The sequence below is a fragment of the Tenacibaculum sp. AWR4_210 genome (assembly GCF_056160945.1).
Genome location: NZ_JBSWYF010000009.1, coordinates 39,838 through 54,988, shown reverse-complemented (window position 1 = coordinate 54,988; position 15,151 = coordinate 39,838). Strand labels below are relative to the sequence as shown.

The 15,151-nt window shown below is 39.1% G+C and carries 12 protein-coding genes; 10 read left to right on the top strand and 2 right to left on the bottom strand.

Annotated features, from left to right (window positions below; genetic code table 11):
• Window positions 1-20 precede the first annotated feature (20 nt).
• From ACXAG7_RS15990 to ACXAG7_RS15960, 7 genes are all read left to right on the top strand, one after another.
• Entirely contained in the window at window positions 21-1,178 is a 1,158-nt protein-coding gene (locus tag ACXAG7_RS15990; RefSeq protein WP_476667438.1) for a formimidoylglutamase, read from the top strand.
• Between the two features lie 101 nt (window positions 1,179-1,279).
• A complete protein-coding gene (porK, locus tag ACXAG7_RS15985) occupies window positions 1,280-2,647 on the top strand; it encodes a T9SS ring complex lipoprotein PorK/GldK (protein ID WP_408042794.1) in 1,368 nt (455 codons plus the stop codon).
• A 63-nt stretch (window positions 2,648-2,710) separates the two neighbouring features.
• The gene (gene porL / locus ACXAG7_RS15980; RefSeq protein WP_408042795.1) at window positions 2,711-3,364 is read left to right on the top strand and encodes a type IX secretion system motor protein PorL/GldL; all 654 of its coding nucleotides are present in this window, start codon (window positions 2,711-2,713) and stop codon (window positions 3,362-3,364) included.
• Window positions 3,365-3,407: 43 nt separating this feature from the next.
• Entirely contained in the window at window positions 3,408-4,952 is a 1,545-nt protein-coding gene (porM, locus tag ACXAG7_RS15975; protein WP_476667437.1) for a type IX secretion system motor protein PorM/GldM, read from the top strand.
• 19 nt (window positions 4,953-4,971) lie between these two features.
• The gene (gene porN / locus ACXAG7_RS15970) at window positions 4,972-5,835 is read left to right on the top strand and encodes a type IX secretion system ring subunit PorN/GldN (RefSeq protein ID WP_408042797.1); all 864 of its coding nucleotides are present in this window, start codon (window positions 4,972-4,974) and stop codon (window positions 5,833-5,835) included.
• Window positions 5,836-5,921: 86 nt separating this feature from the next.
• Window positions 5,922-6,215: a hypothetical protein gene (locus ACXAG7_RS15965; RefSeq protein ID WP_476667436.1), complete on the top strand. Its 294-nt coding sequence runs from the start codon at window positions 5,922-5,924 to the stop codon at window positions 6,213-6,215.
• A 9-nt stretch (window positions 6,216-6,224) separates the two neighbouring features.
• Complete coding sequence (locus ACXAG7_RS15960; protein ID WP_476667435.1) at window positions 6,225-8,705, top strand: Hsp70 family protein; 2,481 nt, start codon at window positions 6,225-6,227, stop codon at window positions 8,703-8,705.
• A 2-nt stretch (window positions 8,706-8,707) separates the two neighbouring features.
• On the opposite strand, the gene ACXAG7_RS15955 is transcribed toward ACXAG7_RS15960, so the two are convergent.
• On the bottom strand, window positions 8,708-10,636 hold the full coding sequence (locus tag ACXAG7_RS15955) for a hypothetical protein (protein ID WP_476667434.1): 1,929 nt from the start codon (window positions 10,634-10,636) through the stop codon (window positions 8,708-8,710).
• Between the two features lie 101 nt (window positions 10,637-10,737).
• Between ACXAG7_RS15955 and ACXAG7_RS15950 the strand changes: the two genes are divergently transcribed.
• Complete coding sequence (locus ACXAG7_RS15950; protein WP_476667433.1) at window positions 10,738-11,778, top strand: NAD(P)/FAD-dependent oxidoreductase; 1,041 nt, start codon at window positions 10,738-10,740, stop codon at window positions 11,776-11,778.
• Here the strand turns inward: ACXAG7_RS15950 and ACXAG7_RS15945 are convergent, their stop codons facing one another.
• Window positions 11,779-12,174, bottom strand: a complete 396-nt coding sequence (locus tag ACXAG7_RS15945; protein WP_408042802.1) for a DUF983 domain-containing protein — start codon at window positions 12,172-12,174, stop codon at window positions 11,779-11,781.
• A 117-nt stretch (window positions 12,175-12,291) separates the two neighbouring features.
• Here ACXAG7_RS15945 and ACXAG7_RS15940 point away from each other — a divergent pair, with 117 nt between their 5' ends.
• Both ACXAG7_RS15940 and ACXAG7_RS15935 read left to right on the top strand, forming a co-directional pair.
• The gene (locus ACXAG7_RS15940; protein WP_408042803.1) at window positions 12,292-14,211 is read left to right on the top strand and encodes an ABC-F family ATP-binding cassette domain-containing protein; all 1,920 of its coding nucleotides are present in this window, start codon (window positions 12,292-12,294) and stop codon (window positions 14,209-14,211) included.
• A complete protein-coding gene (locus ACXAG7_RS15935) occupies window positions 14,204-15,148 on the top strand; it encodes a 1-aminocyclopropane-1-carboxylate deaminase/D-cysteine desulfhydrase (RefSeq protein ID WP_476667432.1) in 945 nt (314 codons plus the stop codon). Before ACXAG7_RS15940 ends, ACXAG7_RS15935 begins: the two co-directional genes overlap by 8 nt.
• Window positions 15,149-15,151 lie beyond the last annotated feature (3 nt).

The window sequence follows — 15,151 nt, the reverse complement described above, 5'->3', positions numbered from 1 at the left end:
CTTTTAATCCCCTTAAATAGATGAATGTCGATTTTTTATCGCCGGTCAATAATACAGTAGTTGCCAATATTTTGGCACAATCCAACACCAGTCTTGGTGCTACTGTCCGTGTGTTTACGGAAAATGATGGCTTCCCTGATTTATCAGGGGTGCGTTTGGCTATTGTAGGGGTAGCTGAAGGTCGTGGGTCCGAACAGACTCACTGTGAAGAAGGACTTTACAGAATACGAAAGGCACTGTACGCTTTGTATCCAGGGAAATGGCATGCGCCAATCGCGGACATAGGTACAGTGAAACAAGGGAATACGGTAGAAGATACTTACTTTGCCGTACGTTCCATACTTACAGCATTGTTGAAAAGGAATATTATTCCAATCCTCATTGGCGGTAGCCAAGATTTAACCTATGCCAACTATCGCGCTTATGATAGTTTGGAGCAGACGGTAAATTTGGTGGCTGTAGATAGTCGTTTTGATTTAGGAAAGGGAGAGCAAGTGCGCTTATCACAATCTTTTCTCAGTAGGATTATCATGGAAGAACCGAACAATTTGTTTAACTATAGCAATATCGGTTACCAAACCTATTTTAACTCACAAGAAGAAATTAATTTATTAGACAAACTGTACTTTGATGCATACCGCCTAGGACAAGTGAAAGACATTACTTTGGTTGAGCCTATCATGCGTGATGCAGATATCGTCAGTTTTGATATTGGGAGCATTCGTCAAAGCGACGCTCCTGGAAATGCACAAGGGGCTCCCAATGGTTTTCACGGGGAAGAAGCTTGTGCTATAGCACGTTATGCAGGAATAAGTGACAAAGTTACTTCATTTGGTGTCTATGAATATAGTAGCGCTTTGGATCGCAATGACCAAACGGCGCAGTTGATAGCTCAAATGATATGGTACTTTATAGAAGGAGTGAATTACCGTGCCAATGATTACCCGTATGCTACCAAAGAAAGTTATGAGAAGTATACTGTGGTATTAGAAGACGATGACCCGATGAACTTTTATAAAAGTGATAAGAGCGGTCGTTGGTGGATGGAAATAAATTTAATATCGAATAATAAACACAAAAGACACGCGTTAATACCATGTAGCTATCGAGATTATGAGCAAGCGCTGAGTCATAAAATACCAGAAAGATGGTTTAAGGCGTTGCAAAAGCTTGCTTAAAAGTAAGTTAGCTGTAAAAGGTCTAAAATTTATAACTCGAAATTGTTTTTTAATAAAAAAAATAATAGGTTTACGCCTCTTTTTATAAGAAAGAATAAAGTATGAAGAAATTAGCAGTATTTGCATTATTAGTGTCTATCGTTTACGCCTGTGGTTCTAGTGGCGATAGAGGAGAGTTGGTAGGAGTTAAATCCAAGAGGAAGTGGTTTGCTGAAAAACCTTACGGAATGGCAAAAATTCCAGGAGGTTCTTTTACTATGGGTAAACAAGATGAAGATCCCCTAGGAGCCATGAACGCACCGACAAAAACAGTTACTGTTCAGCCTTTTTATATGGATGAAACTGAAGTAACCAATACCGAATACAAACAGTTTGTGTTTTGGGTACGTGACTCGATTACCAGAACTAAGTTAGCCATGCAAGCTGAGTTCGCAACTACCGGTGATGAGGAACAAGGTAAAGCTGAAGGAATTCAAAAATACGCCTTTGCTTCGAAAGATACGGTAAACGAATCTGCTTATGACAAGTACATGCGTGAAAACTATTACGAACTAGGTGAAGGATTGGATTCTTTGAAGCCGTTGAACTGGCAAGAAGAAATTATCTGGGAGCAACAAGAGTATCCAGATGCCGATTACGTTGAAGTAATGGATTCTTTATACATCAAGAAAGACGAAGCGTTAAATGGTATCCGTACCTTTAATACAAAGTTGTTGAACTATAGATACTACTGGTTTGATAACGAAAAAGCTGCCCGTTCTGGAAAAGATAGAAAAGATTTTATGAAAGACGAGGTAATTAACATCTATCCAGATACCACAGTTTGGATTAAAGACTTTAACTACTCTTACAACGACCCTATGCACCAAGAGTACTTTGCGCACAAAGCATACGAAAACTATCCGGTAGTAGGGGTGAACTGGAGACAAGCAAAAGCGTTTTGTCACTGGAGAACACAAAATAAAAACAGTTACCAACGTTCTAAAAAGAAGTTAGGATTAGTACCAGCGTTCCGTTTACCTACGGAAGCAGAATGGGAATACGCTGCGCGTGGTGGATTGAACTATGCGAAGTATCCTTGGGGTGGTCCTACAACAACAAGTGACCGCGGATGTTTCTTGGCAAACTTTAAGCCTGTTCGTGGTGACTATGCAGCCGACGGTGCCTTGTATACTGTAGAAGCACAGTCGTACAACCCGAATGAGTACGGATTGTACAATATGGCAGGAAACGTGGCAGAATGGACTGATACGGCATACAACCAAATGTCATACTACATGGGGTCAACAATGAACCCAAATGTTGAAAACCCTGAGAACAGAAGAAAAATTATCCGTGGAGGATCGTGGAAAGATGTCGCTTATTTCTTAGAAGTAAGTTCAAGAGACTGGGAGTACGCTGATACTGCAAGAAGTTATATCGGATTTAGAACTGTTCAAGATTACCTTGGAACAAACAAGAGTAAATAAAAGCAAGAACCCAAATAAATAATAAATAATAATCAAAATTAATTTCCCTTAAAAAGTAAAATTATGGCACAATCAAAAACAACTAAGAAATTATTTAACATGGCCTATGGTCTAGGTGCAGCTATCGTTATTGTAGGAGCTTTATTTAAAATTATGCACTTTAAATTCGGTTTTTTAACTGGAGGGTTGATGTTAACAATTGGTATGGCGGTTGAAGCATTAGTATTCGCACTTTCTGCTTTTGAACCAGTTGAAGAAGATTTAGATTGGACAAAAGTATATCCAGAATTGGCTGGAGGAACTTCATTAGGAGGTAGCAAGAAAAAAGAAGCTAGCCCAGACGAAGCACAATCTATGTTATCTCAAAAATTAGACAACATTTTAAAAGAAGCGAAATTAGATGCTACGTTAATCTCTAGCTTAGGAGATAGCATTAAGAATTTCCAAGGAGCTGCAGAAGGATTGACTTCTACTTCAGCAACTATTTCTTCTACTAACCAATACAACGAGCAAATGTCTATGGCAGCTGCTAAATTAGAATCGTTAAACAGCTTATACACTACGCAAGTAGAGAATGCTAGCAAGCAAGCTGATTTAAACTCTTCTTTAGTTGAAAATTCACAACGTTTACAAGAGCAAATGGATTCATTGGCATCTAACTTATCTTCGTTAAACGGAGTGTATGGTGGTATGTTATCTGCAATGTCTAACAAATAATTAGACCCTGATCTAATTATTAATTTTTAAAGAATAGAATCATATGGCAGGAGGAAAACTATCACCAAGGCAGAAGATGATTAACCTGATGTACCTAGTGTTCTTAGCGATGCTAGCAATGCAGATGGACAAAAAGGTATTATCATCTTTTGGATTTATGAAAGAAAAAATCGAGGATGCGAATATCATCGCAACTAGGAACAATACAAATGCGTTAAAAAGCCTTGAAACGAAAGCTTCAGAACAACGTGAAAAGTTTGGTCCAATTTATGACCAGGCCAAACGAGTAAATGAAGCTTCGAACGAGTTTTTTAGTTATTTAGCAGGATTGAAAGGGAAGATGTCTGAAGACATCGCTCCAGAAGACGAGAAAAATTACGAGTCTCAAAAAGGATCAAACAAAGTTGATGAATTGTTATTCGCTGGAGATAAATTTACACCAGAAGGTGATAAGTTTGTAGCGGAGATTAATAAGTACAACAAAGCATTAAAAGAAGTTTTAGGAGATAGTATTAGTACTACTTTATTGACAAACATCGATAAGCGTTTTAATACAAACCCCGACAAATCTGCGGAAGGTCAAGATATTCCTTGGTTAAAAAGTAGATATGAAGGAATGCCTTTGATTACATCAATCGCAAACGTAAGTCAAATTCAAGGAGACGTTCGTACTACGGAATCTGAAATTATCAACAGTTTAGTTGGAGGGCAATTAGAGGCAGAGGTTTCTATGAGCAAGTACAACGGTATCGTAGCCTTAGATAAGAATGCATTTTACCCAGGTGAAAAAGTTACTGGATCGGTAGTATTAGGTAGATACGATGCTACGTTAAAACCAACACGTGTTGAGTTTAATGAGAATAAAGATTACAAGAACTTTAAGGATGGTCACGTTGTAGTAGACATGCCAGCAGGTTCTGTAGGAGATAAGAAAATCAAAGGAACCATCTTCTTTACGGAAAAAGGAGAAGAAATTCCAGTTCCATTCGAAACTACTTACTCTGTAATCCCAAAACCTAACAGTGCAGTTATTTCAGCAGATAAAATGAATGTAGTATACCGTGGGTTAGCTAACCCAATGACTATTTCGATTCCAGGAATACCTGGTAACAAAGTATCTGCTATTGCCCCAGGACTTAAGCGTACAAGTGGAGACAACTACGTAATGCGTCCAAAGGGAGGTAACGAGGTAGCGATTCGCGTAAGCGGTAAATTGCCTGACGGTTCACCGGTGAGCTCTGTAAAGAAATTTAGAATTAAAGACATTCCACCAGCAGCAGGAACAATCCGTAACCAATACGGTACGGTAAAAATGCCTAAAGCGAGTGTGGCGAAGATTGTAGTAGGAGCTGGACTACCAGATTTCTTATTTGATTTACGTTTAAAAGTATCGAGCTTTAAAATTAAAATTCCAGGGCAGGTTACAATACCTGTGTCAGGAACGCGTTTAAATGCTAGAGCCAAGAAAGCTTTACAAAGAGCTAGAAGAGGTGATATCATTACTATCTTCGGTATTAACGCATCGGTTGTTGGATCGGGAGTTAAAATCAAGAAGGTATTCAACGTAAATATTGAAATTACAAATTAATAAGTAAAATTATAGAAGTATGAATTGGAAGCGTTTTTATTTGGTTGCATTAACACTTGTCGCTACAAGTTATGCAAGTGCCCAAGCAAACCTTTTAAATGCTAAAAAGGTAAGCCAAATTGGATTTAAGTCTGAAGCTCAAATAGCTTCTGAGGATGATAAACCGTTGCCCTATGGTCACATTAGTGACAGAGATGTGCTTTGGTCTAAAGTAGTATGGGAGTATATAGATTTGAACCAAAAAATTAACTTACCTTACTATTATCCAATTGATACCGTGAGTGCTGGTAACAACCGTAAGTCATTATACGATACCTTGTTAAAAGGTATTAAAGACGGTGAAATTACTGAAGTATACGACGATTCGTATTTTACGACTAAGATAGGAACTCAGGAAATTTCTGAAAAAACTATCGACAAGCGTGATGATGGATATGGAAATATCGATGAGTACGAAATTAAGTCAGAATTAGTAAAAGGATATACGATTAAAGGAATCTGGTATTTCGATAAGCGTCAAGGAGAATTGAAATACCGTTTATTAGGTATCGCTCCAATGGCACCGGATGTACAGGTTATTGGTCGTGATGAAATCGATGATAAAGACAATGTATACGCGTTGTTCTGGGTATTCTATCCAGATGCTCGTGAAACATTGCACAAGTCAAAGGTATTTAATCCATTGAATTCTGCGCGTCCTATATCGTATGATAACCTATTGAATGCGAGAAGATTTACTTCGACAATCGAAAAAGAGGAAAACCTTTACGGAGATAGAACTATTAAAGACTATGTACGTGGAAATTCACTATTCCAATTGTTAGAAGCAAACCGTATCAAAGAAGGTATTCGTGACCGTGAAATGGATATGTGGAACTACTAGTATTTCTATAAAACAATATTGAAAAGAGCTTGCAACTGCAAGCTCTTTTTGTTTTTGTATATTTGAGTTCACTGCATTAAAATGTTATGATAGAATTATTAAATCAATTATTTGAAATCGAAGCCAAAACGGCGCGCTTAGAGGGTGTTAGTTTAAGTAGAAATATCCGTAGAATGTATCACGAGTTGGATGCCTGTGGCTATGTCGCCAAGAATCCTATGGGTGAAAAGTTTACGGAACAACGTACCGATGTGGAGGCAAGTTTAACCTGTGATTACCACGATAAGATGAAAATTACGAGGGTATTGAAACCAATTGTGTACAAACGAGAAGGAGGAACGCTGGTACTCGTGCAGAAAGGAATTGTTATGGTCGCTTAATTAAGATATATGAAAACAGTAAATTTTGGAATAGACCTGGGTACAACCAATAGTATGATTGCCTGTTATCAAAATGGGAACTTAGAAGTGTTTAAAAATCCATTAGGCTTAAAGGCTACGTTAGCTTCGGCTGTAGCCTACAGAAAGAATAGAACGTTGATCGGTGATAAGGCACGGGAATTTTCGGAACGAGATCCCTTAAATGTGTTTACTTGTTTTAAGAGAAAAATGGGAACTTCTGACCGTTATTGGGTACCCAACAGAGAAGCGGAAGTTAGTCCTATTGATCTGTCTTCTCAAATCTTGATGGAACTCAAAAATTTTATTCACACAGGAGAGAAACCGTCAGAGGTGGTGGTGACCATACCTGCTTCTTTTGATACCATCCAGTCCAACGCAACTAAGTTAGCGGGAGAAAAGGCTGGATTTAAAGAAGTTCACCTGTTGCAAGAACCTATCGCTGCGAGTTTGGCCTTTGCAAACAGGCAGCAATTAGATTTGTCAGCGGAAAAGCGTTGGTTGGTTTATGATTTTGGAGGAGGAACTTTTGATGTGGCGCTCTTAAAAATAGACGACCGAGAAATAGACGTATTGGACAATGCTGGTGATAATTTTTTAGGAGGATTGGACATTGATAATACTCTGGTAGAACAGGTGTTGATTCCTGTATTAGAAAAGGCCTTAGGCGTTCCTAATTTATGGGAAGAATGTCGTAAAAAAGAAGGGAAGTATAAAACCTTGTACTACGAGCTGTTGTACAAAGCAGAAGAGGCTAAAAAGGAACTCAGTGTTTTCGATAAAGTGGAAATAGAGTTGGAATACGATGACGAAGATGTTTATGAAACGGTCGAGATTTCGAGAGATCAGTTCAACCAATTGATTCGACCATTAGTGCAGCGTACGCTTGAGTTTACCAAATCTTTGCTAATGACTAATGGCCTGACCGCAGATAGTATTGATCGCATTTTGTTGGTAGGAGGAACCACGATGATTCCCTATGTGAAAACCTGCTTAGAAAATGAGTTTGGCATTGCGTTAGGGACGGAAGTAGACCCAACCGAAGCCGTAGGTATAGGTGCCGCGTATTTTGCAGGAACCAAACCCAAAAAGCACACAGAAGACACAGAAGAGTCCCAACATGCAGCACTTGCAAAGGCGCAGGAGTTTGAGTTGGTATACGAACGAAGTTCTCGCGATGAGGAAGAACTGATTCACCTCACGGCTCAGGGTGATTTTAATGGGTTTTACCGCATTAAAAGAAGAGATGGAGGTTTCGATACCGGAAGTGTAGCATTTTCTAAAGAAGCCTTTGTATATGTCGATTTGCTACAAGGAGAGTTGAATACTTTTGAACTCCTCATTACCGATGCAGATCAACAAGAGGTATTTAAACACGGGGCCATCATCATTAATCAAGGGAAATATCAAGTAAAAGGTCAGGTATTGCCAATAGATATTTGCTTAGAAATTGACGATTTAACTCATGGAGTTACCCGTTTAGAACCCATATTTGCCAAGAATAGTCTGTTACCATTGAAACGAATGGTGTACAAAACACTTTCCAAATCAATTTTAAAAGACAGTGATGACAGTTTGCGAATTAACATAGTGGAAGGATCGAGTGTTGGACTTCCTAGTTCGGGGTTAACCATAGGTTTTGTTGAGATTTCAGGTAAGGCTTTAAAGGCGGATCTTATCAAAGGAACCGATATAGAACTTGAAATTACCTTGTCAGAATCGAGAGACTTAAAGGTCGATGTGTATCTCAATTTTACGGAGCAGGAGTTCAAAAATAACTTTACACCTTCGGAACGCTATCTCGAAAAATCAGAACTCGACAGAGATCTTGGGGCTTGTATCTACAAGTTAGAACAAGAGTTAAATGTGCATGAGGATGACTATGAGTTCCTGGCTAAAATTAAGCATATTAAAGACGAATTAATAGAGTTGCAAATTGCGTTAACACTTGCACCTGACGATGATGTTAGTGATACGAAATACAGTATTGATAATCAGAAGAGAAAATTGATGAACGATTTTGATCTACTGACAAGACAACGCGCACTTAACGATGATCTCACTGAATACAGATGGGTGAAGGCTTCCGTACAAGCAGAACTCAATGAGGAAGCCAATGAATCGTATCGTCATCAGTTCGAAAAAATTATCGCAGATGAAAAGACAGTTTTAAATTCGGGAAACAAGTATCTAATCAAGGCCAAAGTAAAAGAAATGGAATCGCTGTTAGGAACGCTGTTCAACGCAGATGACCGCAATTTTATCGATGTTTTTATCAATTATAAAATGAACAGTGAGCAATTTACCGATAGCATAAAGGCCGATCGTATGTTCGAAGAAGGTGATCGAGCATTGGAACAACAGGATTACCGCCGATTAAAATCGGTAGTATATCAGTTGTTTAGTTTGCTACCTCGTGAGGACAAAGATAAATCGACCTTGCGAAAAAGCGATCAGACAGGATTGCAATAAACTTATTTTATGATGGTAATTTTATCTTTGTAGAACCTGAAAAACATATAAGGTTTAAAAATTTTTTTCATAGGGTATGGCTTTTTAGCCAATACCCTATTTTTATCGGTAAGGTACACCAGGGTGTCTCCTTTTTTACTCCTCCAGAGCTGGGGAGTACTGTAAAAGTACAAGGTATCTTTTTGCGGCTTTACTTTTATGCGAACCTGCTTTCCTGGAACCACATAGGTAGCGTAGTTACGCTCTTCAGGAGTATTGCGGTTAAAAACAAGTAGGCCTTTTTGTTCATCGTTGTTTTTGACGATGATTTCTTGTCCTTCCAAGGTTTTGTGATCTTTGCCTTTGAATTGATTAGGATAGGGGTTGGCGCCGTTGCGCAATCGCAGTTTTCGCATGGTTCTTGGGCGAACAGACGACATTCGTAAAAGGCGTTTAAAAAAGGCGGTCTTAGGAGCGTTGATCACACTGAGATTTTCAGGCACGCGATACTTGGATAAATAGGTGTTTTTATAGCGGTCAAAAGAGATGTTATCGAACTGAACTCCTTTGTCGGTGATGCGTATTTTTGAAGAGTCATTGGCAATAAAAACTTTGTACTTATACTGAAGTGTAGCTAAGTCTTCTTTCGACATGCGTTTGTACGTACTTTCTGAGGCATCGGCATAAGAGAGCTGAGTATATTCATAACCTGTGTAAAAATAGTAATCCGTTTCTGTGCGGTGATGTATCTGGAGAGAATCACCAGGGGCGATGTACGAATTGAAAAATACCGGTTGTTTTTTGTGCGTGCTAAACACAAAAGCTTGGTGATCACTGTCGTTGCGTATCCAAATAGGGTGCCCGTTTTTAATTTTAGTTAGCGAATTGAAATAATTTTGTATCGATTGCCCTGTTTTAAAATTTGTAGAGATACTGTCGTAATAAACTTCATTGAGTATATAGGTCCGTCCAAATAGTTTTTTCATGTACCGCGTTTGGAAGTCTGAAAAGACATTTGACACTTGTTGATTGTAAACACTCGTTTCTTTGTATTGTACATCTCTACTCGGCACATACGAATTTTGGGCTCGGTTCATTTTTGCCACAAATACGATAACGCCGATAATGATAGCAAATATTTGTCCGGCGTAGCTCTTACTTTCTTTGTTCTGAGCTGTAGTTTGATACCCGGGTTCTTCGTAGCCCAATCGCGCTAAAACACTCAGGTGATCTTGTAGGTTGGGATCGTCAATTTCAATTGCGCTAAACAAGCGATAGGCATACTTCATATGCTCGTATTCACGGTTGGCTGTTTTGGTTTTATTATAGTATTCTACCAGGGCGTTGATATAATCGATTTTGACGCTTTTCACCTGTCCTATTGGAATTGCGTTGAGCAGTTTGATATGACTTTTATAAGTGACCTCAGGATGCGTTAGATACATCCTTCTAGCGGTAACCTCATGCATGGACTTTGCCAGTAACTCTGTTTGCTGAATTATATAATCGTATATAAATTGTAAGGTACTTACGGTAAACAGATAATCAGCACTGAGTGCTTGATTGATGATGTCGAAATTTTTGTTTCGATACGAGTTTTTTAATATCGGAATAAACAAGGCCTCCATATACGGGGCTAGAAACGAGGCTAGGGAAGCAGGAATTTCCTCAGAGACACTATCAAAGTTAAATACCTTGGGAGCTGTGCACTCTCCGTTTTTTAAAAAGGTCTTGAAATGAGGGTGGCGTTCTACGAATAAAATACAGGCTCTGGTATCTTCTTGCTTCAGTTGATCTAGGAGTTCGAATTGCAGATCTTTATTATAGGCGGTATTGTTTTGTTGTCGGTGAATAAGACGCAAACGTTTTTCGAGCCTGATAATGGCTTTAGCATCTAAATTTTCGAGTTCAGAGATACTAATTTGTAGTAGATCAACAGGTGATTGATACATGGCAATTTTTATTGAGATAGCACGGCCTAAAATAGGAAAAAAAGAACAAGTTTCACGGAACGATCGTGATTTTTTCGAGCGAATGTTCGTATTTTTGACCTATGAAAATCGATTATATTATAGTAGGTTTAGGCTTGGCAGGAATGGCCTTTGCAGAGGAAGCTTTGAGTAATGGTAAAACCGTTATGGTATTTGAAAATGCATCGCAAACCTCTTCGTTAATTGCAGGAGGGGTGTACAATCCGGTTATTTTAAAGCGATTTACTCCAGCTTGGAACGCGCATGAGCAGTTGCAGTACGCACTGCCGTTTTACCATGCCTTGGCCACTAAATTAGCGGTAGATGTCGATACGAAATTTGCTACGAAAAAGATGTTTACTTCAGTAGCAGATGAAAATAATTGGTTCGTTGCTTTGGACAAACCGAATTTAGGGGAGTATATGAATACGACCATAGAGCGATCGGAAATTCCAGGAGTGTTAGGAACTATGGGCTTCGGAACCTTGAGCGGAACCGGGCGGTTGAAAACAAAAGAGCTCGTGGCTGCCTACCAGCAGTTTCTCGAAAGTAAGCAGAGTATTCGAAGAGAAAATTTCGACTACAATCAACTAGAAATAGGTGAAGAGCAAGTGTCATACAAGGATTTAGAAGCTGGACATATCGTTTTTTGCGAAGGCTATGGAATCAAAGAAAACCCCTTTTTTAATCACTTGCCATTGATGGGAACCAAAGGAGAAATCATGGATATCCACGCTCCGGACCTAAAAATTGATTTTTTATTAAAAGCAGCAGTTTTTGTCATGCCATTAGGGAATGATCATTACAAAGTAGGGGCGACCTTTAACTGGACGGATAAAACTTCTGAACCAACGGAGGAGGGACGTTCCGAGTTGGTTGAAAAGCTCGATAAAGTAATTTCTGTTCCCTATACGATTGTAAAACAATCCGCAGGGATTCGTCCTACAGTAAAAGACAGAAGGCCTTTGGTAGGAACACATCCTGACCACCAGCGACTCGCAGTGCTCAATGGGTTGGGTACACGGGGGGTATTGATAGCACCAACGGTTGCCAAAGAACTTTTTTCACACATAGAACACAAAACGGCACTCGACAGTGAAATAGCCATCTCGCGTTTTGCCTAACTACTTTTCAGTTTGTAGCTCTTTAGCTTTTTTATCGTAAGCGACAAAAATATTAATCCAGATGATGCGCGATAGGCGTAAACTCACCGGGGTTAGCAATGTTGATACGACAACAACGGCAATAAAGCTGTGCAGGATGCTCATGCCTAAAAATACTTTAGAAATGATGAAAATTGCGACAAACAAGGCAACTGCAATTGCGTAATTTACATACATGGCACCAAAGAAAAAAGAAGGTTCCATCATGTATTTTAAATTACAACTCGGACAGTTATCGTGGAGTTTCGTAATTTTTTTTGGGTTAATTGTCAAGGGGTATTTAAAAAACTCTCCTTCGTGACAACGCGGGCATTTATTTCTAAAGATACTGTATAATTTGTAACCTTTTCCAAACATATCTCAGGGTATAAGTGTAATAACTATTTCGTTTTTGTAAGTTTGTGCAAATTTCTGGAAAAACCAAATTATTTGTTGTAACACGAGTTACAAAATCACGTTAATTGATCAAAATATATGCTAAACGTTCATAACTTAACTGTTTCGTTTATGGGAACTGATTTGTTCTCAGGAATCACGTTTAAATTAAATAAAGGAGATAGAATTGGACTTATTGGAAAAAATGGAGCGGGAAAATCTACCTTGTTAAAGGTGCTTTCTAAAGATATTGAAAGTAGTGGAGGAACCATGGCATTTGACAAAGACGTGTCGATTGGTTTTTTGCGTCAAGATATCGATTTTGTGCAAGGACGCACCATTTTGGAAGAAGCGTATCAGGCATTTACTGAAATCAAAGCTATTGAGCTCGATTTGGAAGAAATCAACGCCCAACTAGCAGAACGCACCGACTATGAAAGTGAAGGCTACAACCAACTGATGATCGATTTAAACGAAAAGTCAGAACGCTATGAATTGTTAGGAGGGTATAATTACCAAGGAGAAACAGAGCGTATACTTCAGGGATTAGGGTTCCAACGAGAAGACTTTGACAAGTTGACTGATACCTTTTCAGGAGGGTGGCGCATGCGTATAGAGCTGGCAAAACTCCTGTTGCAGAACAACGATATTTTATTGCTGGATGAGCCTACCAACCACTTGGATATAGAGTCGATTATATGGTTGGAGAATTTTTTGAAAAATTATTCGGGAGCCATCGTGCTAGTATCGCATGATAAAATGTTTTTGGACAACGTGACAAATCGCACCATTGAAATTTCTCTGGGGCAAATTTACGACTATAAAAAGCCGTATTCTGAATTTTTGAAATTGCGCAATGAAATCAAAGAAAAACAGTTACAGGCGCAAAAAAATCAAGAAAAGGAAATAGAACATACACAAAAATTAATCGAAAAGTTTAGAGCCAAAGCCAATAAGGCTGCAATGGCCCAATCGCTGATTAAGAAATTGGATAAGGTAGAACGCATTGAGGTCGACCAGGACGATAATGCAGTGATGAATGTGCGTTTTGAAATTTCTAAAGAACCCGGAAAAATTATTGTTGAGGCAGAAAATTTGTCTAAAAATTACGGAGAGAAGCAGGTGCTATCCGGAGTAGATTTACTGATTGAACGCAATAGTAAAATTGCGTTTGTCGGACAAAACGGACAAGGAAAATCTACCTTGGCAAAAATGATGGTGGGAGAAATACCGTTTGACGGTAGTTTGAAATTAGGACATAATGTGGAGGTAGGATATTTTGCTCAAAATCAGTCAGAACACCTACCGCCAGAGAAAACCGTTTTGGAAATTATGGAGGATGCCGCCAATGATACCAATCGAATTAAGGTACGCGATATGTTAGGGGCATTTCTCTTTGGTGGAGAAGCGGTAGACAAAAAAGCAAAAGTGCTATCTGGGGGAGAGCGAAACAGGTTGGCGTTGTGTAAGTTGCTGTTGTCACCGTTTAATGTACTCATCATGGATGAGCCTACCAACCACCTTGATATAGCCTCGAAAAACGTGCTAAAGCAAGCGCTTAAAAACTTTGATGGAACGCTTATCATCGTATCGCACGATCGTGACTTTTTACAAGGCTTAACAACCACTGTTTACGGCTTTAAAGACAAGGTCGTAAAAGAATACTTGGGAGATATTGATTATTTCTTGGAGCAGCATCAAATGGAAAGTTTGCGCGATGCGGAACTGCGTACGGTGGTGAAAGAAACGAAAGATCCAAGTAAGAAAGAAGCTTACAAACTGTCAAAGGAACAGGCGAAGGAGGTAAAAAAGATGAAAAATCGTATCGGTAAAATTGAAAAGCTCATTGCCGATTTGGAGGAAGAAATTACAAAAATAGACCTAGCTCTTGCCGAGAATTATGACGAAGTAGCCTCACAAGAGAACTTCTTTGAAAACTACAAGGCTAAAAAGGCAGAAGTAGACCAATTGATGGAAGAGTGGGAAGAAATAGAAGAAAAATTAAGCGATTTTGAATAAGCTGTTCTCAGGAAAAACGAGTTCTAGAAATCAGTCTATTACCCATCCACTGCTACAGGCAAAGGGGATCCATTTGGTGATAAAAAGAGAAGATGAGTTACATCCAATAGTATCGGGAAATAAATTCAGAAAGCTAAAGTACAATGTATTAGAGGCGCTGAAGCAGCAAAAGAAGGTTCTTTTGACTTTTGGAGGAGCCTATTCGAACCATATTGCGGCGGCGGCAACTGCAGGGAAGTATTACGGAATACCCACTGTAGGCGTGATTCGCGGGGAGGAATTGGCCGCAAAAATGCCTGAACTTCTCCAGCAGAATTCCACGTTAGCACACGCAGTATCGGAAGGTATGCATTTAAAGTTCGTTTCTCGCGAAGCCTATCGAAGTAAAACAACCCCTGAGTTTTTAGCAGCACTTGAAGAAGAGTTTGGGAGTTATTACCTAGTTCCAGAAGGCGGTACAAATACCTTGGCTGTGAAGGGATGTGAGGAAATCCTTAGCGAAGAGGATAAAAAATTCCATTATATTTGTGCTGCAGTTGGTACAGGGGGAACCCTGTCAGGAATTATCAATGCTGCAGAAGCTACCCAACACATATTGGGGTTTCCTGCATTAAAAGGTGATTTCCTGCAAGCGGAGTTGAAGCAATTCGTTTTAGATAACACGAAACAATACCGATTAATTTCCGAGTATCACTTTGGAGGTTACGCGAAGTGGAATGACGCATTAATTTCTTTTATCAATGCGTTTAAATTGGCTACCTCAATTCCGTTGGAGCCTATTTATACCGGAAAAATGCTCTTTGGCCTGTTTGATATGATTGCCAAAGATCAATTTAAACCAGGTACGCGCATACTGGTAGTGCACACGGGAGGCTTACAAGGGATTGCAGGAATCAATCAACAATTAAAAAAGAAAAATAAGAACCTAATCGTATAAAGA

Bases quoted from the DNA above. Each gene is read 5' to 3' on its own strand.
- ACXAG7_RS15990 (WP_476667438.1), top strand. From the start codon at position 21: ATGAATGTCGATTTTTTATCGCCGGTCAATAATACAGTAGTTGCCAAT.
- porK (WP_408042794.1), top strand. From the start codon at position 1,280: ATGAAGAAATTAGCAGTATTTGCATTATTAGTGTCTATCGTTTACGCC.
- porL (WP_408042795.1), top strand. From the start codon at position 2,711: ATGGCACAATCAAAAACAACTAAGAAATTATTTAACATGGCCTATGGT.
- porM (WP_476667437.1), top strand. From the start codon at position 3,408: ATGGCAGGAGGAAAACTATCACCAAGGCAGAAGATGATTAACCTGATG.
- porN (WP_408042797.1), top strand. From the start codon at position 4,972: ATGAATTGGAAGCGTTTTTATTTGGTTGCATTAACACTTGTCGCTACA.
- ACXAG7_RS15965 (WP_476667436.1), top strand. From the start codon at position 5,922: ATGATAGAATTATTAAATCAATTATTTGAAATCGAAGCCAAAACGGCG.
- ACXAG7_RS15960 (WP_476667435.1), top strand. From the start codon at position 6,225: ATGAAAACAGTAAATTTTGGAATAGACCTGGGTACAACCAATAGTATG.
- ACXAG7_RS15955 (WP_476667434.1), bottom strand. From the start codon at position 10,636: ATGTATCAATCACCTGTTGATCTACTACAAATTAGTATCTCTGAACTC.
- ACXAG7_RS15950 (WP_476667433.1), top strand. From the start codon at position 10,738: ATGAAAATCGATTATATTATAGTAGGTTTAGGCTTGGCAGGAATGGCC.
- ACXAG7_RS15945 (WP_408042802.1), bottom strand. From the start codon at position 12,174: ATGTTTGGAAAAGGTTACAAATTATACAGTATCTTTAGAAATAAATGC.
- ACXAG7_RS15940 (WP_408042803.1), top strand. From the start codon at position 12,292: ATGCTAAACGTTCATAACTTAACTGTTTCGTTTATGGGAACTGATTTG.